Genomic DNA, 20,241 nt, shown 5'->3' with positions numbered 1-20,241 from the left:
ATAGTGCCGGCAAGGCGAGCAGGCCCATGAGGTCTCTCAGGCTTTGCTCCGCGACTTCCCGCGACGGCCGCTTTGGGCGTGACTCAGTGTCCATGCCTTGGCTGATGTTTCTTTATGCGTTGCTTTCGGAATGCGGGTTGAGAGGCGCATCGGGTGACTGGCGGCGCTTGAGTTCGCGCACCATTTCCGACGGTGCCGTGAAGAAGGGATTTTCCTGCACGACACCGTTGACGAGCGTAAGCGGGTGCGTTCGCAACAAGTCCATCAGCATGGCGCCGGAGAGCTTCGCCATGTCGTACACGCATATGGCTGGCTGCCGATTGCGCTCGAGCACCTCGTTCACTTCGGCTTCGTATTCAATGAGTCTTGGAACGGCATCGGAATCATCGAAAACCCAATCCATGTTGCCCATGATGCGGATGCGCGAGAAGCCCGCATCCCGGCCTGTGCCGGTCAGCCGGTCGACGACGGCCAACATGCGGTCCTTGTCGAATTCGCCTTTATCGTCGAGATAGGCTTCGCGCCAGGTGACGACTTCCAGTTGCCCGCATATCTCGCACTGCGGGGCGTCGATTCCCGAGGCGACCAGGCGGGCGCGATGGTCATCCACCAGTGCCGGGTTCACTATATGCATGTTCTTCTCGCCGTTGTCGATCGCCTCTTTGAAAAAGGGACTCAACGTCTCGTACTCTTCCTCGCGGCTATTGAAGAACGCGCAAACGTGAAACGCGTCTAGCGGCGTGCCTGCCAGGGTCGGCTGGTCCATGCGATGGTCTCCTTGGGGGATATTCAATGGCGGCCATCATACGCTAGGGTGGTAGTGCAGCGCTAAAAACGCAGAAAATACGCGTGCGTGAAGGCGTGCATGAGCATTGAATCCTTCCACGCATTGCTTTCTTAAGGAATGGATTGTCTTGGCAGACGAATAAGTCGGTTCCAAGCGTCGGGGCGATGCTCGAGTCGAGCTCCCACGCAAATACCCTTGAACCGCGCGACACCGCTTTCCGCACTGATCTCTCTGATGGAAGTCCGCAGACGCGAGCTCGCTCGCATTATTGCCGACTCAGTGCCATTTTCTGACTGCAGCGGGCCGCCGTGAATGCGTCATTACAGCGTCCCGCCTGCGGACTGCACCTGTGCAAAGGAAGGCTCGAGATCTAGCACGATGCTTCGTCCGCGAGCGCGCTTCCTTGTCGCGATTCTTACGCGCTCGCTTCGCTCGTCGAACGTTTCCTGGCCACCGTCTTCTTCGCCTTCGCCTGCTTGGCGCCGGGCTGCTTTCCTTCGGACGACGCGTCGAAGCCGTCGATCAGAAATGCCGTTCTATCTTTCGCACTCGCGAGCCACCCCGGTGCCTTGCCCCGGCCGCTCCATGTCGCGCCAGAGTCGGGATCACGATATTTGGCCGGCTGCGGGCCTCTCACGTAATTGCCGACAGCTTTACCTGTCTTCCTGGTAACCGCAGCGCTCTTCGCATTCTTGTCGATGAGAAAGCGATCGCGATTCTTGGCGCTCGCAATCCAGCCAGGCGCGCGGCCATGACCGCTCCATTCGGCTCCGGTTTTCGGATCGCGATACTTCGCCGCCGATTTGTGCGCTTTGCCGGAACCAGCCGAAAAGTCCGCTTTGCTTTTTCGTCTTCCGGTTTCATTGCCACCCGCCAGGTCGCCGATGCTCAAGCCGTGGTCATCCATTAACTGATGTATCTGCGCGATAACAGCGACAGATTGTTTCTTCTTCAGCGCTTCGGCTTGGGCTTGCAGCTTCGCGATCTTTGCGTTCAGAGTATCGATTGTTGCCATTACGGGTCTCCCGTTTAATGAAGATGTCGGGACTATGCCACAGGCTTAGCAAGCTGCGCGAATCTCTCGCGTCGTGCAAAGTGAATTAGCGCCCATTTGACGATGCAAATACGCCCGCTTGCCGCGATATTCGACAGATGCCCCGGCACGATCTCTGCGACAGAGTATGCCGGACAATGCTTTCACGTCACGCTGTTGTGCGCAATCGGCCAAACGGACTGAGTTTTTCTCTAGCCGTTAAGAAATTACATTGCCGCCGAGCAACCGTCATGACGCGCTATTCCGTCCTTTGTCCTATGCCGTCGACTGCCGGCAGATTTGACAGAAATTTTCAACGTTAAAGGAGTCTTAACATGATGAACCGGGACAATTCCGTCTGGCTGATCACCGGCTGTTCGACCGGCTTCGGCCGTGAGTTGGCAAAAGCGGTACTCGAGCGCGGCTGGCGCGCGGTCGTGACAGCCCGCGATGCGTCGAAGGTGGAGGACATCATTAAGGGACATGAAGAGCGCGCAATCGTATTGCCGCTCGATGTACAGAATCCCGCTCAGATTGCGGAAGCCGTGGAACGCACGACGCAGCGTTTCGGCCGCATCGACGCGCTCGTCAATAACGCGGGCTACGGCTACCTCGCCGCAATCGAGGAAGGCGAGGACGATGCCGTGCGCGACATGTTCGAGACGAACGTATTCGGCCTCGTCGATATGACCAAGGCCGTTCTGCCGATCATGCGTGCGCAGAAAAGCGGCATCGTCATTAATGTCTCGTCGATTGGCGGGCTGACCAGCTTTGCCGCTACCGGCTACTATCACGGCACGAAATACGCGGTGGAAGGCATATCGGAATCGCTCGCCGCCGAGGTCAAGCCGCTCGGCATCGACGTACTGCTCGTCGAGCCGGGGCCGTTTCGAACCAACTGGGCGGGGCCATCGATCAAACAATCGGCGACCGAGATCGCCGACTATGCGGCAACGGCCGGCGAGCGGCGCAAGCAAACCGCTGCGCGCAGCGGCAATCAGATCGGCGACCCAGTGCGGGCCGCGCACGCCATCATCGAAGCAGCGACTGCCGAAACCCCGCCGTTGCGTCTGCTGCTAGGCAAAGCCGCGCTGGAGCTTGCGCGCAAGAAACTCGATTCCCTCAAAGGTGATTTCGACGCATGGGAGAAGACGACAGTGGGAGCGGATTTCCCTGAAAACGAGGCGTGATTCCGCGCCGTCACGATTATTCGGTTAGCACGCGCCTAGAATCGCGCCGTGCTAACCGGCGCGGTTCGACAAAGAGACGGCATACGCCGTCGAAAAGCCTGCACTCAGTGTCTAAGGCTTGACGAACCTGAGCGTCATGCGATCCGATTCTCCGATTGCGGCGAAGCGTGCCCGGTCGATGTCCCCGCCTTTGTATGTCGGCGGCAGCGACCATACGCCGTTCGGATAATCCTTCGTGTCTTTCGAATTGGCATTGATCTCACTGCTCGCGCTCAACACGAATCCGGCCGCTCGTGCGTGCTCGATGACGAACGCTTCCGTGACATAGCCCGAATCGATCATTCGCTGCAAGCTCGTTCCCGGCCGTGCCCGATGCTCTTCGACCCCGAGTTCGCCGCCGTGCTTCAGCGCACCGAAGAAGGCGTGCATGTTCGCATCCAGTTGCCCGTCCTTGACCCAGTTATGAATGTTTCTGAACGTCAATACGCGATCGAATTTCCCGTTCGCGTCGAAGCCCTGAAATTCGCCCCGATGCAATGTGCCGACCACGACCTTGCCATAAACGGCCGGAGCGTTAGCGAGCTTTTGCCGATACTCCGAGTCGGTCGCGTTGTCCTCTCTGGCTAGATCGGGTGACGTGCTGATGTATTGCGCCTCGTACAACTGCCCTGAATCGCGCAGATAAGGCGCAAGGATGTCCGCGTACCAACCGCCTCCCGGTGCGATTTTCAGCACTGCCTGTGCCGGATTCAATTCGAAGAACTGCAAGGTTTCTCTTGGATGCCGATAGACATCGCGCGCACGCGCCCGACTTGCGCGCTGCGGCCCGTTGATGGCGGCATCCAGTGACGCAGCGCTATTGCTTTGCAAATCGCGTTCATGCGACGGCGATGCGCAGCCCGTTATTGCAAGCGTCAGCACAGTAGCGGCAATTGCGATTGCGCGTGCTGGGTCAAAGCGGTAAGCGTTCATGAGCCGATGCAGGAGTCGAGGTAGACGACACGATACTGGTTTCCTGCGCGATCTGCTTGGCGCAGATCACGGACATCACGCGCGCGCCTCGAGTGTGATGGGCATGCGGCTAGGCACCATCGTAAAGGCCGACACTTCTTTTATCGACTCGGAATCGACTGCAAGCCTTAACTTGAACCGCCTTGTCATCATCGATATGACCAGGCGCATTTCCACCGCGGCGAGATAACGCCCCGGACAGACTCGCGGCCCCGCGCCAAACGAAAGATACGCTTTCTGCTCATGCGGGCCGTTGTCTGCTTGCCGCGCATGCAGCCATCTGTCGGGAATGAACGCTTCAGGGCGAACGAAATTATTCGGATCCAGCATGCCAGGACGCGTCAAGTAGAACATGCGTGTGCCTGGCGGCAGAACCACGCCGCCGACGCTCACTTCCGTTAGCGGCTCGAACGTCTGTATCGCGGCGACTGGGCGCAAGCGAAGCGCCTCACTGCATACCGCTTCGCACAATTCGAGTTTCTTTAGCGCATCGAAGTCCGGGCATACGCTTCGATCGCCAAGCGTCTTTAGAGACTCCTCGAACAAACGAGACTGCAAACCCGCGTCGGCTGCGATATACATGAGCGCCCACGCGATAGCGTTCGCCGTCGTATCCTCGCCCGCGACCAGCAGCGTCAGGACGTTCGCCGCGACCTGCTCATCGGTGATCTTGGAGTCCGGCGCATTGCGCGCGAACAGCATCGCCTCCAGCAAATTGCCGGGAGCCGAGTCCGGGCATTCGGACATTCGGTTGCGCGCGCGCTCGATCATGCTGTCGATATAGCGATGCACTTCTTTCATTGCGCGCATGAGCCGTCTGTCGCGAGGAAGACTGACATAGCGCCAGTACGGAATCAAGGCAGAGACTCGCCTCATGAGTGCGGGAGGAATGAGCGCAAGCTGTTCCTGAATGATGCCCCGCTCGCGATCAAGCGTATGCGGGTCTTCACCGAACGCGAGCGTGCTCGTCACATCGACCGTGTACCGTTTCAGTTCGTCGGTCATTTCAAGCGTCTTGTGACGCTTCGCCGCCTCGCTGAGTCGCACCAGAAAGCGCTCGGTGATAGCCGCGAGCGTCGGAAAGAACGACCTGATGTTCGACGAGGACAACGCATGCATGACAAGCCGACGCTGCGGCTCCCATGCCGCGCCCTCCGCCGAGAAAACGCCGTTACCGCCAAGCTCCTTCAAGACGGCTTCCATTGGCGCGATGCGCCGATACGCGTGCGGGCGCTCGCGCATCACGGTCTGCATCAAGTCTGCCTGCGTCCACACCGTGATGGGAATCGGGCCTAACTGCACCCGATAAGGCGAGCCGAAGCGTCTCGCCCACGCCTCGAGTGTCAGATGGAGGCTCGCTGGTTGTAGCCGCAGCAGATTGCCGCAGAGCGGCAGCGCGGGCGGGCACGGAAGATCGGCAACCGTGCGCGGCGTTTCGCTCGTGGCAGTTCGAACGTAGGCCATCGCTCCCTCCGCTATCGAACGCGAATGACACTCGCGCGCAGCGAATGTCAATCACAGGATAGAGCATAGCTTTGAGGCGTGGAGCGCGGAAACGCTTGAGGCTGATGAAACAAAAGCTGAAAAACTCGGCTAAGTGAGCGGACGATCCGAGCTAGCCGCAGCTTTCTGGCTATAGAAGTCGCGGCTTTCCGCGCCAGGCGAAGCGCCGCAGCCAAGCATTCCGACAAGAAGTTGTTCCAGGTCTTCGTCGAGCTTCTGGCTGTTGAAATCGGCCTCGACCTTGCGGCGCGCATTGACTCGCATCGCTTCGATATCCGCCCTGTTTTCGACGATCGCGCAAAGCGCCTCGACAATGTCGCCCGACGACCGTTCTTCGACCAGAATGCCCGTCACGCCGTCCGTCACGAGTTCCGGAATGCCGCTATGCCGCGTCGCGACGACGACGACGCCGAGCGCCATCGCCTCCATGATCGACACCGGAATGCCTTCCATGTCGCCATTCGTCGCAACGACCGAGGGCAGCAAGAAAACGTCCGCATTCTGAAGTTCGTCGAAAACTTGCTCGTGCGTGCGCTTGCCGAGAAAGTTGATCTTGTTGGTGCTCGAAGAAGCGATTTGCCGCAAGTCGCTTTCGAGCGGTCCGTAGCCGATGATATTGAATTCGATAGGGTGCTCGCAGTCGCGCACGGCAGCGATGGCATAGGCGAGTCCCTTCTTCTCGGTGAATCGCGCGACGCTGAGCACCTTGAGCGGCCGGTGCACCGGGAGATTGCACGACTTGGCCGTCAACTGGTCGAGATCGACTCCGATATGGTGAACCTTCGTTCGCGAAGCAGGCGCTCCCCATTGAATCAGCCGCTCTCTCCAGAGATCGCTGATCGGCAGCAGAAGCGGGCTCACCTGAAAAAGCCGTCGATAATGCGGCAACCAATGATCGACGATCGCCTGTTCGCTCATGTCCGCGCCATGAAATACGGTGGCTATCGGTCCGGTCAGCAGGCCCGCTTCCTGCAGATACATCGCGCGCACGCCGATCGGCCCGAAATGAGCGATGACGACGTCGAAATCGACACCCGACGTTTCGGAACCCGACGCGATGTCTAGCAGTGCGGAGCGACAGCCGCGCACTGCCGCACGCAGCGCAACGAACAGGCGCTTGCGCCCCTGATCGTCCACTGCGGCAAGGGCGCCGAGTCTCACGAGCCTCATTAGGGTCCGCACAAGTCCGACGTCTTGCCGGAAGATCCGCAACTCGACGCGCCCTCGCAAAGGATCAGCCGCGGAATAGTCGTAGTTGGCTGCAAGAGCAAAGACTTGATGCCCACGCTCGGAGAACCCTTGCATCTGACGCAAGACGAATGTCTCCGAGGCTACGGGCAATTTGTCGACAATGAATGCGATTCGCATCGGCTACCTTTCAGTAATGTGGTCGGTGCAGTGATTTCCGTCTTGGTTCTCAAAAGCGCGCCAACGTCGAATCTATTCGTTCGTTCCTTAGTCTTCCTTTGCCTTTCGTTATTCCAGCTGCCGAAACCGCACGCACGATCGTCTTTACGCGCGTGCACCACTTTGAGGAAACGCCCTGATTCGGCAGTTTCGACCCGCATTAATCAGACGGAACGGATGCGTTGCTTATTGCAAACCGTGCGTTGTCATGATGCTATGGCTTTCCCGACGAGTGCTGCCATTATGATGCAGTGTGACGCATCCGCAGTCGAGAGGAGTGCCATTCGTCGATGCAAATCCGCAAGAAACAATCGGCTTTAGGGATCGATGTAGGTTGTTCGCAAGCCAAGTTCGGCTTTAGAACGGCAGATCGTCTTTGATAGAACGAATGAGACACTGAGTAAACGAGCCGCTTCGCGGTTTATTCAAATTTAGGTCTCTTCAACATTTCTTCGGATGTTAGCGCGTCGATACCGAGCTATTCGAAGGCAGCGCCATGTCAGGCTCGTGAAGAAACGAAATGGAGGGTGCAGCGCCCGCACGCGTTACGCACATGGCGGCAGCCGACTGCGCGGACGAAACAGCCGTGGCGTGTTCCGCGCCGGCAACGCGCGCCCCCGCGAATGCGTCCGTAAAGGTGTCTCCCGCGCGCGCCGAGCGTCACTAGCAGGTTGCGCGGCGCGGCTCGGACGTTACGACCGCCCAGCGATCGCCCGGCAGATCGCGCAACAGGCGCGCGGCGTCAGGCGCTTCCACGATGCCCTCGGCGTCCTCGTGTTCGCGACGCATGACCAACTGCGCATCCGCTTCGGCGTCCGCGCCTGCGGGCGCAAGCTGACGCAAGGTGTCGATGGTGCGGTGTCCCTGCGCTTCGCGTATGACGTGCGACGGGCCGAGCCGATAACGCGTGGCGCATTCGCCTTGAGCGAGATGCATCCGCGCGCGGGAGTCCAGCAGCGTCCCGTCCACGTCGAAGAGAACGCACTGGGAGCGCAGAGAATTGATTCGTGATGGCATCTGGAGAAAGGAAGAATCGGCCCTGGAGCGCAGAAGAACGAGCGCTGCCCGCGATGGCGGCGCGCGCTCGGGCGGCCGCATCGCGTGCCGATGCGGCCCGATTGCAAGGGCATTCCACGCGCCATTAGGATCACGAATTACTTTCTTATTTCTTCCGTTACACCTGGTCCGAACGCCCTTTCTTTCCGATACAAGCGCCAAACTCAAATTAAATTCACGACTAAAACGTTTGCTTTTCACGTCGATGTTTCGTTCATCTTCAGCCATCCGACTACGTGCCGTAGACGTGCCATCGGCGTCTATCGGGTGCGTGCCGGCGTCGACAACCCAACTCCGAACGACAAGGAAGAAGAACAATGAAAAGCAAACGGATGTCTGTCAGGACGAAGCTCGCCATCGGCTTCGGATTGCTCACCGGCGCGGTGCTGCTGGTAGCCGCGCTATCCATCGAATCGCTCGCTGACGCCAACGCGCGCTTCGTCACCTTCGTCTCGCAGATCAACGCGCGGGCGACGCTTGCCCAACGGGTTCGCACGGCGGTCGATCGGCGTGCGATTGCCGCGCGCAATCTCGTGCTCGTCACGAAGCAGTCGGACCTCGACCTGGAAAATGCAGCCGTCGTTCAGGCACACGAAGACGTGAAACGCGACCTCGCGAGACTCAACGAGATGACTGCGGCCGCGCCGGACGTCACCGCCGAGGCGCGCGCGAAGGTAGCGGAAATCGATCGCGTGGAGGCGCTGTACGGCCCGGTCGCGCTCGGCATCGTCGATCTCGCGCTCAAGGGTCAGCACGAAGCGGCCATCGTGAAGATGAACGACGAATGCCGGCCCCTGCTCGCCGCGCTCGTCAAGGCGACGCAAGACTTCGCCGACATGACCGACGCAAACGGCTTGCAACTCGTCTCCGAATCGGCCGAGCGTTATGCGGCGCGGCGCGCGTGGCTGATCGCACTGTGCGCGGCGGCGATCATCGCGGCGGCGGCAGCGGGCATCGTCATTACGCGCAGCCTCTTGCATGCGCTAGGCGCGGAGCCGGGCGAACTGAGCGACGTGGCCGAGCGCGTGGCAAGCGGCGATCTCGCGTCCGTCGCGCGCGTGCGCAATGCGCGCAGCGGCAGCGTGCTCGCATCGATGAATACGATGCAGACGAACCTCGTCGAACTCATCGCCAACGTGCGCGCGTGCGCGGACGGCATCGCGACGGGATCGAGCCAGATCGCGACCGGCAACGTCGACTTGTCGACGCGCACGGAACAGCAGGCGGCATCGCTCGAAGAAACGGCGTCGAGCGTCGAGGAACTGACGAGCACGGTGCGTCAGAACGCGGAGCACGCGCAGCAGGCCAATGCGCTCTCGGCCGATGCGTCCGCTGTCGCGCGGCAAGGCAATGCAGCGGTGGTGCGCATGGTCGAAACGATGTCCGAGATCAGCGCGCGCTCCGCCAAGATCGCGGACATCACCGGCATCATCGAAGGCATCGCGTTTCAGACGAACATACTCGCGCTGAACGCCGCCGTCGAAGCGGCGCGCGCGGGCGAGGAAGGACGCGGCTTTGCGGTGGTCGCATCGGAAGTGCGCAGCCTCGCACAACGCTCGTCGACGGCGGCGAAAGAAATCAAGGAGCTAATCGGCGCATCGGTCGAACGCGTGGCCGAAGGTTCGTCGCTCGCGCAGGAAGCCGGCTCGACGATGGCCGATGTGCTCGGCGCGGTGTCGAAGGTGAGCGGCATCATGAGTGAGATCGCAACGGCCTCGGGCGAGCAGAGCCGCGGCATAGAACAGTTGAGCCAGGCGATCGCGCAGATGGATCAGGTCACGCAGCAGAACGCGGCGCTCGTCGAGGAAGCGGCGGCAGCTTCGCAATCGCTCGATGAACAGGGACGTCAGTTGACGCAGGCGGTTTCGTTCTTCCGGCTAACGGCCGTGTGACCGATGCAGCGAGGCGCCGCCGCCCGTCGCACGACAGCGGCGCCCGTTACATCGGATGCGCCGCGATGAAGCTCTTCACCGCGCCATATGCGGGCTTTTGCGTGACGCCGTCGTTCATCAAAAGCCCGTAATTGCCTTCGCCGCCGATAGGGTCGTCATACAGCTCGTAGGCCTGAATCGATTGCAGGTTGTACCTCGATGCAACCGACACGAACTGCGCCATCATGCTGTCGCCGACCATGTAAGCGGCAATCTGCTGGTCGTTGCCAAGCCACGGACGCACGCCGAATTCAGTCAGCCAGATGGGTTTGCCGAAGGCTTGCAGCGCGCCGAGAACATCGTGGCAACCGGTGCCGCCGCACGCGTGCGTGATATCGCCCTGCTCCGAGTACCAGTGCCATGCGGTGATGTCCCACGTGAGCCTCGGGTGGCCGCTCGTGCCGTCCGGCTGCGTGCCGTCGAACAACATCTGATCGAAGCCGTAATGCAGCCGCGTATCGCCGCCCATGACGATCTTGCCGTTCGTATCGACCGACTTGATGCCATCGATCAGCCCGCGGATCGCGCCGCGCGCGAGCTGGAACTTGGCATTGACGAACTGTTGAGGATAGACGCCGTCGACGTTGCCCGTCAGCGCGCCGGAAGCGAGTTCGTTCGACACCTCGTAATACGGATACGGATAGGAAGTCGCGGTCTGTTGCCCGAGCGCATACGCCGCGTTGTACGCATCGGTTTCGTTCGCGAAGCTGCTCGCGTCGACGAGCAGTACCGGATAGACCGTCACGCCGCCGAGCGCCATCGTTGCTGCAATGCGAGCGAGCTTCGTCGCCGATGCCTGGCTGTACACCTCGTTGCGATAGAGCTTCATGCCGAGGTCCTGCAATTGCGCCAGTTGCAGTGCGGTGCTCGAGATATCGTAGGCGCCGCCTTCGTTGTTGTGACCGTTGACGCCATAGAAGAGGGAAGACGCCGGCAAGCCGGTGCCGACAGGCTTCGATGCTCCGTCCGAGCTTGCCGTCGTCGTGTTAGCCGGCGGCGATGCATCGCTCGCGTCCTGCGTCGGCTGCGTCGGCTGCGCCGTTGTCGCCGCGCTTGCCGATGCCGGAGCGGCCGCGCTTTTCATCGCACCGGATGCCGCGTCCGCGCCGCCGCCTCCGCCCCCGCCGCATGCCGCAAGCAACGCGCTTGCCGCCAGCACGGCGGCGCCTATCGCGGACTTTCGTGCCGTCAAAAATCGAGCGGGCGCGCCAAGCGCACCGACGAGGAAGTGGGTCATGTTCGTCATGCCGGTTGAGAGTGCCGATGGCGAGGGCTATCGACGATTCCGATGTGCGCGAGGCTCGATGTCCGGGAGACGGACGCAGTGGTATCCGCACGACGCCAAGGCGCGTGACTTCGTTAGGTATTCGAAATACCTGTCATGAAACGCTGAAGTCGTCGAGAAGATCACGCTCGTACTCTATTACGGCCTAGGGAGACGAAACTTTAGGGAGGCGTTGAAGCGGTGGGAGCTTTCTCGTTCGCGCGAGCGCGCGCAGCGGGGCCGCTGCGCGACTTCACTCAGGCGATTGCGGCGTTCAGTGATTGGCCGCAGCGGGGCGTTGTCGAAATACCGACATGCATACGATGATGAACAGCACGAGTGCAGTCGAAGCCCCATAGCGGCTCATGGCAAGACCGCCATCGACCACAGGCTTGTCGAGGAAGTCGCCCACTACCGCCCCGAGCGGGCGCGTCACGATGAACGCGGCCCAGAAGAGCACCGTCTTGGGAATGCGCGTGTAAAAGTGCGCGATGGCGAGCGCCAGCAGCACGCCGCCGAAGATGAGCGCTGCACCCGAATAGCCGAGGCCGGCGGTATCGGCGGTCCAGTCTCCGAGCGCTGTGCCCAGCGTCTGCGAGAACATGATCGTGAGCCAGTAAAACATCTCTGCTCTCGTCGATGAAACCGTTCGGACCGACACCGATCCCGTAGTGAGATACCAGGTGATCAGCGATGCAAGCAGCAGGAACAACAGAATCGCACTGCCGCCGGCATACCCTACGCCGAGTGACCGGTCGGTGAAATCGGCGAGTGTCGTGCCGACCGTGGTGGTCGCGATGATGGTGACCCAGTAAAGCACGGGATTGAAGCGCTCCGCGCGTATCTGCGCCGCGACCGCCACCAAAAATATCGCCGCGAAAATGATCGTGCTGAACAGATAGCCGAGATTCATCGACATCGACACGGCATCGCCGCCCGTTTCGCCGAGCGTCGTCGCCGCAATCTTGATGATCCAGAATGCAAGCGTGATCTCGGGGACCTTGGTTACGGTTGCGCTTAGTTTCTGCATCGCTCTTGGAGTGAAATCTGCTACGAAGGGTGAATGGGCCGCGCCTTCCCGGAGACGAGAATATCCGGCGATGCTCGAAGCCAAAGGCAAAAGGCTATCGCCAGTTTGCTTAAGGCCCGCTTAGCCAAGCGGCTGAAAAGTAGTCAGCCGCTCCCAAACATTCCAAACCGGTGCCAAGCCACCATACATCGAGGAGACAAAAGAATGTCCGTCACCCATCGTCGCCAATTTCTGAAAGCAAGCGCTGCGGGTGCGCTCGCGTCCGCGACCGCTTCGTCCAGCGCATTCGCTCAGTCATCGGGAGCGGCCAAAGCGGTGCCCGCGTCCGCGAATGCAAGCGCAGACGCACCGAAAGCGCGTCCGCCGAAAGTGACGCGCATCCTTGCCGAATTCATCGGCAAGACGCGTTATGAAGACTTGCCCGCGCCGGTTCGCAAGGAAGGCATTCGCACGCTCATGAACTGGGTCGGCGTTGCGGTGGGAGGCTCGCACGACGAGACGGTGGATCGCGCGGTCGCCGCATTGACGCCGTTTTCAGGGCCGCCGCAAGCGAATCTGCTTGGCCGCACGGAGCGCTTCGACATCATGAACGCGGCATTCGTCAATGGCGTCAGCAGCCATATCTTCGATTACGACGACACGCATCTGAAAACGATCATTCATCCGGCAGGTCCCGTGGTCTCCGCGATTCTCGCGTTCTCGCAATATCGGCCGATGTCGGGCAAGGACTTTCTCAATGCGCTCGTGCTTGGCGTCGAGACGGAGTTGCGCATTGGAAACGCGGTCTATCCCAATCATTACGATGTCGGCTGGCACATTACGGGTACGTGCGGCGTGTTCGGATCGGCGGCGGCGACGGGCAAGCTCATGGGACTCAGCGTTCAGCAGATGGTCTGGGCGCTCGGACTCGCCGCGTCGCAGCCGGTCGGCCTGCGCGAATCATTCGGCTCGATGAACAAGAGCTTCAATCCGGGACGCGCCGCCGCGAACGGCATCTTTGCGGCGCTTCTGGCGAGCAAGGATTACACGAGTTCGGACGGCATGATCGAGGCGAAGCGCGGCTGGGCCAACACGATCAGCACCAAGCAGGATTATCGCGAGATCACCGAAGGTCTCGGCACGCATTACGAATCGACGCTCAATACGTACAAGCCGTTCGCGTGCGGCATCGTCATTCATCCGGCCATCGATGCCGCGATCCAGCTTCGCAATGAAAATAATCTCAAGGCCGATCAGATCGAGCGGATCGACCTTCGCGTGCATCCGTTAGTCATCGAACTGACCGGGAAGAAGACGCCGCAGATCGGGCTGGAAGGAAAGTTCAGCATTTATCATGCGGTAGCCATTGCGATCATCGACGGCGCCGCAGGCGAGAAGCAGTTCAGCGACGCCAAAGTGCGCGACCCGAATACCGTTGCGTTGCGCGACAAGGTGAACGCCATTGTCGATCCCGCCATCAAGCCGGAACAGGTCGACATGACTATCACGCTAAAGGACGGCCGCAAGCTGCACAAATTTATTCAGCACGCGATAGGCAGCGTGGAAGTGCCGATGACCGATGCGCAACTGGAAAAGAAATTCTCCGATCTCGCCGACGGCATCTTGCCGCCCGGTCAGACGCGTGCGTTGATGGACAAGTGCTGGCATGTGGAGCAACTGGATAACGCGGGCGACATCGCACTGGCCGCCATCCCACGCTAGCGCACGCTTGCGTTCACGCGAACGTGACGCTCGCAACGGCCTCGCCCGCGACCACCAGCCGGTTGCCTCCCGCAGACTTGGCCGCATACAACGCGCGGTCGGCCGAGGCGAGCAACTCGGGAAGCGCTGCGCCATCGGCGTCCGAGAGCGCGAGGCCGATGCTCACCGTCGCGCGGATCTGCGCGGCGTCCGCATCGAACGACACCGCGTGCGCGAACCGCCCGACGATGGCGTCGCCGAGCGCGCGCGCACGCTGACCGTCGCGGTGCAAAAGCACCGCAGCGAACTCTTCGCCGCCGATCCGCGCAAGCACGGCGTCGCGCCCGAGCACGCTGCGCGCGACCCGCGCGAACGACTTCAACACCTCGTCGCCCGCGTGATGGCCGTGCCGGTCGTTGATCGTCTTGAACTGGTCGAGATCGATCGCAAGGACGCATGCCGCGCCCTCGCGAATCGCGCGCGCGCCTTCCTCGAAGAACCATCGGCGGTTGCCGAGTCCCGTCAGGTAATCCGTCGTCGATTCCCGCAGCAGTTCGGCATGCGCTTCGTCGCGCACGAGCCGCAGCAGCGTCATCGGCAAAATGACCGAATAAAGCACGCCTTCGTACATCGTGATCTTGCCGACGACCGGCAGCAGATGCGGCCCGAACGACGCCGCGACCCACGGCAGCACGCACGCCCGCGCCGCATAAAAAACGCCGTGAACGCCCGAGACGATCACGGCGATGCGCCGCGCCTGCCCCCAGTGGTTGCCGTCGCTTTTGGCGAGTTCGCGCGCGGTCATGCCCGAGGCGATGGCAATCGGAAGCGCGCTCGCGAAATTCCAAATTGCGTCCTGCCAGCGCGCGCCGCCGACGATCCAGACGAGCGCCAGCACGCCGCCCAGCCCGATGGAGAACCCGCGATAATGCCGCCCGCTCAGCGCCGCGACGCCGTGCAGGACGAGCAGATACCCCGCCTCGATGACGACATTGCTCAGCGCCGAGCCGAGCGCGCCGGGCAAATCGTGCCGAAAGGACGCCGCCGTGCAGCCGACGGCGAGCGTCAGATAACCCGCCGCCAGTATCTTGAGTTCGCGGCTGCGCCTTTGCTGCGTCCGATGCTCCCAGTACGTCAGGCCGCAACTGGCGAGCAACGTGCCTATCGCAAGGAAGTAAAAGGTAATGAGGTCCACATGAATGCTCTCGCTTGGTCGCCGCGGGCTCGCGGCCTCGCCGGCGCCCGGCTGGAATCGGCGACTCCATACGGGAGTTAACGACCACGGCGCCGATCTCTTGAGGGGCGGCGCGCGGTACTATCCTCGTCGGTCCCGTCCGGTTCACGCCTGTCACATGGAACTCAAGCAGATCCAGTATTTCATCGCGCTCTTCGAGGAAGGCACGGTCACGCGCGCCGCGAAGCGCCTCAACATCGCGCAGCCCGCGCTCAGCATGCAGGTCGCGAAGCTGGAGAGCGAAGTGCGTCAGACGCTTTTCGAGCGCGGGCCGCACGGCATGGCGCCGACGGAAGCGGCGCGCCTCATGTACCGGCTCTACACGCCGATCATGCGCGACATCGACAACGCGCGCGAGCATCTGTCCCGGCGCGATGTGATCGTGACCGGGCGCGTGTCGCTCGGCATGGTGTCGTCGGAGGCGCAAAGCGTGCTGCCCGAATCGCTCGCGCGCTTCGATGCGCTCTTTCCGCAAGTGGAAGTGTCGGTGGCCGACGGTTTCAGCGCGCAGCTCATCGACGCCGTCGAATCCGGCCGGCTCGACGCCGCGATCATCAACAAGCCGCGCGGACGGCTCACGCTCGACGTGGAGCCGCTGCTCGTCGAGGAAATGGTGCTCGTGACCAGCGCGACGCACGGCCCGGCGCTACCGGACGAAATCGATCTCGTCGGGCGGACGGACCTCGAACTCGTCTTGCCGACGCGCCGCAACGGTTTGCGCGGCGCGCTCGACGCCGCGCTCATGGCCGCCGACATCGTCATCAAGCCGAAGTTCGAGATCGATCTGCTCAGCACCATCGTGCAGTTCGTCGAGCAGAGCGCCACGGCGACGATTCTCCCGCGCGTCGTCGTGCAGGCGGAAGTGGACGATGGCCGTCTGCGCGCCCGCACCATCGTCTCGCCGCCGATCGTGCGTCACATCATCCAGGTCACGCATCCGAAGCGGCCGATCGGTCCCGCCGCGCAGGCGCTCATCGGCATCATCACCGAGGAAATCCGGCGCGTGACCAAGCGCGCGCCGGAAGCCTGATGTTCAGCCTGATGTTCAGCCGGCGCGCCGCGCGCCGTTTTCCAGCTTGCCGAGCGTCTCGGGCACGATAAACGCGCCGACCAGAAAGATCACGCTGATCGCGCCGACGAAGATCGCGAGCGTCGAGGGCAACTGGCTCGCATCCTTCGCGATGAGCGAGACGAAGGTCGGCATCATCCCGCCGATGGCAAAGCCGATGTTCCATGAAAGGCCGGTGCCGGTTGCGCGGATCGCGGTCGGGAAGCGTTCGTTCAGGAAGATGAGGATCGGCGCATAGCCCGCGCTTCCGAGCGCGGAGAGCAGCACCGCGTAGACGCCGATCATCGTGATGCTGTGCGCGGTCGGCAGCAGCAGGAAAAGCCCCGGCAGCGCGACGAGCCGGATCAGGCCGATCCACACGAACGCGCTCTTGCGCCCGATGAACGTGCTCAAGTGCCCCGCCGCAACCGACGCGGCGAGCACCGCCACGCTCGAGATCATCAGGATCGCGGCGGCGGCGCCGTTGGGCGCATGGCTCACGACCTTGAGGAACGTCGGCAGATAGCCGGACGTGAGGTAGTAGCCGCTGCCGCCCCCGATGGTCAGCAGCAGGTTCACGAACAGCACGCCGCGATAGTCGCGCGAAAAGAGCGTGCGCACCGGCGAGCGCACCACTTCGGCCGGCGCGGTCTGAACCTGCGCGGCGGCGGCCTTGGCTTTCGCGGCCTTCTCCGCGGCGAGCTTTTTCCAGAGCGGCGATTCCTCGAGACTGTTGAACACGAAGAGGCCGAGCACCGAACTCAGGATGCCGGTGAAGAACATGCAGCGCCAGCCCCACGTGTCGAAGAGATCGCCGGGAAAGATCGACGACATCGCGAGATACGTGAGCGATGCGAGCAGCGCGCCCAGCCCCGCGCCGCCGCCGCCGATCAGCCCCGACACCGCGCCGCGATACTTCGGCGCGACCGATTCCGTGCCGATCGTATGCGTCGATGCCACCACGCCGCCGACGAACACGCCCTGCACGAGCCGCAGCAGCAGAAAGAGAATCGGCGCGACGAGCCCCGCCTGCGCGACGGTCGGCAACACGCCGAAGGCCGCCGTCGAGACACCGACGCCGACCACCGCGATGATCATCGCGCCCTTGCGGCCGTGGCGGTCCGCGTAGGAGCCGAAGAGCGCGGAGCCGAGCGGACGCATGAGCAGCGTCACCGCGAAGGACGCATAGACCGCGGCGAGCGAGAGCATCGCGTGTTCGGACGGGAAGAAGAGACGCCCGACCACCGGCGCCACGTACAACAACACGAACAGATCGAACAGATCGAGCGCCCAGCCCATGCAGGAGGCGAGCACCGCTCCCATGATCTGCCGCTGGTTCACCGGAAGCGCGGCGGCCCCGTCTTGTGCAGCTACGGACATTTGCATCTCCTAGTTTGTCACCGGGCCGTCTTTCGATCGCCCCCGTGTCGCGGCACGTTTTGTTATATGCGTGCTCTTGTTGAGGTTGAAAAAATCAGTGCGCGGCGGCGAGCGGGGGCGTTCCCAACACGTTGGTAGCTTCGCTCGCGCGTCGTTGCGCGATCATCGCGTCGGCGATCTTCTCGGCGATCATGATGGTCGGTATGTTCGTATTGGCCGATGGCAGTCTCGGCATCAGCGATGCATCGACCACGCGCAAGCCCCGCGCGCCATGCACGCGGCCTTCGGTATCCGTGACGGCGTCGCGGTCGTGCGCGCCGCCCATTCGGCATGTTCCGCTCGCGTGCCACACGCCGAACACGTTCGCGCGGATGAAATCGGCGAGTGCGCGCTCGTCGGCGAGGAGCGCGGCCATATTCAGCCCGCGCGTGAAGAAGCGGTCGATCAGGAAGCGGCGCATCGGCGCGGGCGTATCGAGCAGCGCGCCGAGCGCCTTCGTGAGCAGCGCGTTGCCTTCGCCGACCTGGCTCATCGCCTTGACGCGCGGCGAGAACGCGGCGGGAAAGAAGTCGCGCCCATCGTCAGCATCGTGTCCGAGACCCGACGCCTGAACCACGCGCGCAAGCATCCGCACGCCGGCGGCAAGGCGCTGCACGTCGCGCTCGTCGTCGAGCAGGTTGAGATCGACGCGCGGCGCGGCGGCCGCATCGGACGATGCGAGCTGCACGCGGCCCCGCGAATACGGCCGGTTGCACCACAGAAAGAACAGGCCGAGCCGGTTGCCGAGTTCGTGCCACGCCGCGCGCGTCGCGCTCGACAAGTACAAATCGGACTCGTCGCAGCCCGCGACGCCGGAACTGAGGCGCGCGGCCATCATGCTGGCGCGGCGCCGCGCGAGCGGCATCCGGAAACGCGGTTCGAGAAAATGGCAGAACGTGAGCGACGGATGATCCTGGAGATTGCGCCCGACGCCCGGTAAATCGACCGCGCACGCGATGCCGAGCGCCGCGAGTTCGCGCGCATCGCCGATGCCCGCGCGCAAGAGCAGCGCCGGCGATTGCAACGCGCCCGCGCTCAGCACGACCTCGCCGGCATCGAAGCGCACGCGCTCGCCGCTCGCCGCCACCGCGATCACGCCACGCGCCGCCGCGCCTTCCATCACGATGCGCTCGACGCGCAGATTCGAAAACACCGCGAGAGTCGGACGCTTGCGCGTGGCTTCGTCCAGATAGGCGATGGCCGTGGACACGCGCTTGTCGTCGATATTCGAGAACGCGCCGGGAAAGAAGCCGTCGCCGAACTCGCCGTTCTGGTCCTGCAACTCGGCGACGCCGTTCGCGCGCAAGCCCTTCGCGAACGCATGGCAGAACGCGGGCCAGTCCTTCGGCATGATGCGGCGGATCGGCACAGGGCCGTCGCTGCCGTGCAACTCGCCGCCCGGAAAGTTCACGTCGCGCTCCAGCTTGCGGAAGTACGGCAGCACGTCGCGCCACGCCCAGCCGTGCGCGCCCGTCGCGGCCCATTCGTCGTAGTCGCGCGGCAGGCCGCGATTGGCCGACTGCACGTTGATGCTGGAGCCGCCGCCCATCACGCGGCCCTGCTCGTACACGCGCGGCGCGGCGTCCTTCGTGGCTTTCGCCTTCAGTTCGGGCCAGATGTAGGTGTCGCCGCAGAACACCGGCATCGGATAGCTGTCGAGAATGGCCGCGGGCACCGCGCCGGGCGGCGTGTCGGCGCCGGCTTCGATCAGCGCGACGCGCAGCGACGGCACCGCCGACAGCCGGTGCGCGAGCACGCATCCCGCCGAACCGCCGCCCACGATCACGTAATCGAAGCGTTCCATCGCGTGTCTCCTGTTCTTGTATGCGGCGCCGCCGATCAGCTTCCGCGGAACGCCGGCTTCCTCTTGCCGTGAAACGCTTCGACGCCCTCGCGGAAATCGTCGGACGAGCGCAGGCGGCTATAGCAATGGCCTTCCAGTTCGATCGCGATGGAAAGCGGCGCGTCCTCCGAATCGTTCAGGAGCTTCTTCGCGGTGCGCTGCGCGAGCGGCGAGAACGCGCGCAGTTCGTCGACGAGCGCATCGGTGGCGGCTTCCAGTTCGGTGTCCGGCACGCAGTCCACCGCGATGCCCCATTCGTAAGCCTGCTTGCCGGGAATGCGGCGCGAGCGCATCACGATGTCCTTCGTGCGGCCGATGCCGACCATCGCCTGAAGGCGCGCCGAGCCGCCCGAGCCGGGAATCTGGCCGAGCTTCTGCTCCGGCAGCGCGTAGAACGTCGTTTCGGTGACGATGCGGAAATCGCATGCGAGCGACAACTCGAAACCCACGCCGAAGCAGAAGCCGCGATTGGCCGCGATAACCGGCTTCGAGCAGCGCGCGGGCGCGGCGATGTTCCATGCGAGCTTCGACACATGCTCCGGCGACGCTTCGAGAAAGCCCTTGATGTCGCCGCCGCTCGAAAAGTGCTCGCCCTTCGCGCGCACGACGATCACGCGCACGCGCTCGTCGTCGTCCAGTGCTTCGAACACCGTGCGAAGCTGGTCGCGCGCGTGCATCGAAATGACGTTGAGCGGCGGACGATGCAGGATGATGTCGGCGCGCTCCCGGGCGGCGTCGATTTCGACCGAAAAGCCGTCGAGGTCTTGCAGCAGCGTCTGGCCGCGATGGTTCAAATCGCTCATGT

General features: G+C 62.6%; 16 protein-coding genes. 4 read left to right on the top strand and 12 right to left on the bottom strand.

Annotated elements, in window-relative coordinates:
* Nucleotides 1–112 precede the first annotated feature (112 nt).
* Entirely contained in the window at nucleotides 113–766 is a 654-nt protein-coding gene (locus tag LDZ27_RS22785; RefSeq protein WP_244817389.1) for an MEDS domain-containing protein, read from the bottom strand.
* 436 nt (nucleotides 767–1,202) lie between these two features.
* On the bottom strand, nucleotides 1,203–1,802 hold the full coding sequence (locus LDZ27_RS22780) for an H-NS family nucleoid-associated regulatory protein (protein ID WP_244817388.1): 600 nt from the start codon (nucleotides 1,800–1,802) through the stop codon (nucleotides 1,203–1,205).
* A gap of 353 nt (nucleotides 1,803–2,155) precedes the next feature.
* Between LDZ27_RS22780 and LDZ27_RS22775 the strand changes: the two genes are divergently transcribed.
* Nucleotides 2,156–3,010 carry an oxidoreductase gene (locus tag LDZ27_RS22775; RefSeq protein WP_244817387.1) on the top strand — a complete coding sequence of 285 codons (855 nt, stop codon included), beginning with the start codon at nucleotides 2,156–2,158 and terminating at the stop codon, nucleotides 3,008–3,010.
* Nucleotides 3,011–3,121: 111 nt separating this feature from the next.
* On the opposite strand, the gene LDZ27_RS22770 is transcribed toward LDZ27_RS22775, so the two are convergent.
* The 4 genes from LDZ27_RS22770 to LDZ27_RS22755 all read right to left on the bottom strand — a co-directional run bounded on the left by LDZ27_RS22770 (nucleotide 3,122) and on the right by LDZ27_RS22755 (nucleotide 7,867).
* Nucleotides 3,122–3,982, bottom strand: a complete 861-nt coding sequence (locus LDZ27_RS22770) for a class I SAM-dependent methyltransferase (protein WP_244817386.1) — start codon at nucleotides 3,980–3,982, stop codon at nucleotides 3,122–3,124.
* Between the two features lie 75 nt (nucleotides 3,983–4,057).
* Nucleotides 4,058–5,485 (bottom strand): cytochrome P450, encoded by a 1,428-nt coding sequence (locus LDZ27_RS22765; RefSeq protein ID WP_244817385.1) that lies wholly within the window; start codon nucleotides 5,483–5,485, stop codon nucleotides 4,058–4,060.
* 129 nt (nucleotides 5,486–5,614) lie between these two features.
* On the bottom strand, nucleotides 5,615–6,829 hold the full coding sequence (locus LDZ27_RS22760; RefSeq protein ID WP_244818016.1) for a glycosyltransferase: 1,215 nt from the start codon (nucleotides 6,827–6,829) through the stop codon (nucleotides 5,615–5,617).
* Between the two features lie 765 nt (nucleotides 6,830–7,594).
* Entirely contained in the window at nucleotides 7,595–7,867 is a 273-nt protein-coding gene (locus LDZ27_RS22755; RefSeq protein ID WP_244817384.1) for a hypothetical protein, read from the bottom strand.
* Nucleotides 7,868–8,304: 437 nt separating this feature from the next.
* Between LDZ27_RS22755 and LDZ27_RS22750 the strand changes: the two genes are divergently transcribed.
* The gene (locus LDZ27_RS22750) at nucleotides 8,305–9,879 is read left to right on the top strand and encodes a methyl-accepting chemotaxis protein (RefSeq protein ID WP_244817383.1); all 1,575 of its coding nucleotides are present in this window, start codon (nucleotides 8,305–8,307) and stop codon (nucleotides 9,877–9,879) included.
* Nucleotides 9,880–9,925: 46 nt separating this feature from the next.
* Here LDZ27_RS22750 and LDZ27_RS22745 read toward each other — a convergent pair whose 3' ends face one another.
* Together LDZ27_RS22745 and LDZ27_RS22740 are read right to left on the bottom strand one after the other, a co-directional pair.
* Nucleotides 9,926–11,155 (bottom strand): glycosyl hydrolase, encoded by a 1,230-nt coding sequence (locus tag LDZ27_RS22745; protein WP_244817382.1) that lies wholly within the window; start codon nucleotides 11,153–11,155, stop codon nucleotides 9,926–9,928.
* 301 nt (nucleotides 11,156–11,456) lie between these two features.
* Nucleotides 11,457–12,212, bottom strand: coding sequence for a hypothetical protein (locus tag LDZ27_RS22740; protein ID WP_244817381.1), 756 nt, complete (start codon nucleotides 12,210–12,212; stop codon nucleotides 11,457–11,459).
* A gap of 204 nt (nucleotides 12,213–12,416) precedes the next feature.
* Between LDZ27_RS22740 and LDZ27_RS22735 the strand changes: the two genes are divergently transcribed.
* A complete protein-coding gene (locus LDZ27_RS22735) occupies nucleotides 12,417–13,913 on the top strand; it encodes an MmgE/PrpD family protein (RefSeq protein ID WP_244817380.1) in 1,497 nt (498 codons plus the stop codon).
* 13 nt (nucleotides 13,914–13,926) lie between these two features.
* Here LDZ27_RS22735 and LDZ27_RS22730 read toward each other — a convergent pair whose 3' ends face one another.
* Nucleotides 13,927–15,093, bottom strand: coding sequence for a diguanylate cyclase (locus LDZ27_RS22730; protein WP_244818015.1), 1,167 nt, complete (start codon nucleotides 15,091–15,093; stop codon nucleotides 13,927–13,929).
* A 151-nt stretch (nucleotides 15,094–15,244) separates the two neighbouring features.
* On the opposite strand from LDZ27_RS22730, the gene LDZ27_RS22725 reads away from it, so the two are divergent.
* Nucleotides 15,245–16,156, top strand: coding sequence for a LysR family transcriptional regulator (locus tag LDZ27_RS22725; RefSeq protein WP_244817379.1), 912 nt, complete (start codon nucleotides 15,245–15,247; stop codon nucleotides 16,154–16,156).
* Between the two features lie 15 nt (nucleotides 16,157–16,171).
* Here LDZ27_RS22725 and LDZ27_RS22720 read toward each other — a convergent pair whose 3' ends face one another.
* The 3 genes from LDZ27_RS22720 to LDZ27_RS22710 all read right to left on the bottom strand — a co-directional run bounded on the left by LDZ27_RS22720 (nucleotide 16,172) and on the right by LDZ27_RS22710 (nucleotide 20,239).
* On the bottom strand, nucleotides 16,172–17,554 hold the full coding sequence (locus LDZ27_RS22720) for an MFS transporter (RefSeq protein ID WP_244817378.1): 1,383 nt from the start codon (nucleotides 17,552–17,554) through the stop codon (nucleotides 16,172–16,174).
* A gap of 94 nt (nucleotides 17,555–17,648) precedes the next feature.
* Entirely contained in the window at nucleotides 17,649–19,397 is a 1,749-nt protein-coding gene (locus LDZ27_RS22715; protein WP_244817377.1) for a GMC family oxidoreductase, read from the bottom strand.
* Nucleotides 19,398–19,432: 35 nt separating this feature from the next.
* Nucleotides 19,433–20,239, bottom strand: coding sequence for an enoyl-CoA hydratase/isomerase family protein (locus LDZ27_RS22710; RefSeq protein ID WP_244817376.1), 807 nt, complete (start codon nucleotides 20,237–20,239; stop codon nucleotides 19,433–19,435).
* Nucleotides 20,240–20,241 lie beyond the last annotated feature (2 nt).

The organism is Caballeronia sp. Lep1P3 (assembly GCF_022879595.1).
Classification (GTDB): Bacteria; Pseudomonadota; Gammaproteobacteria; order Burkholderiales; family Burkholderiaceae; genus Caballeronia.
This window is presented reverse-complemented; position numbering and strand designations above follow the sequence as displayed.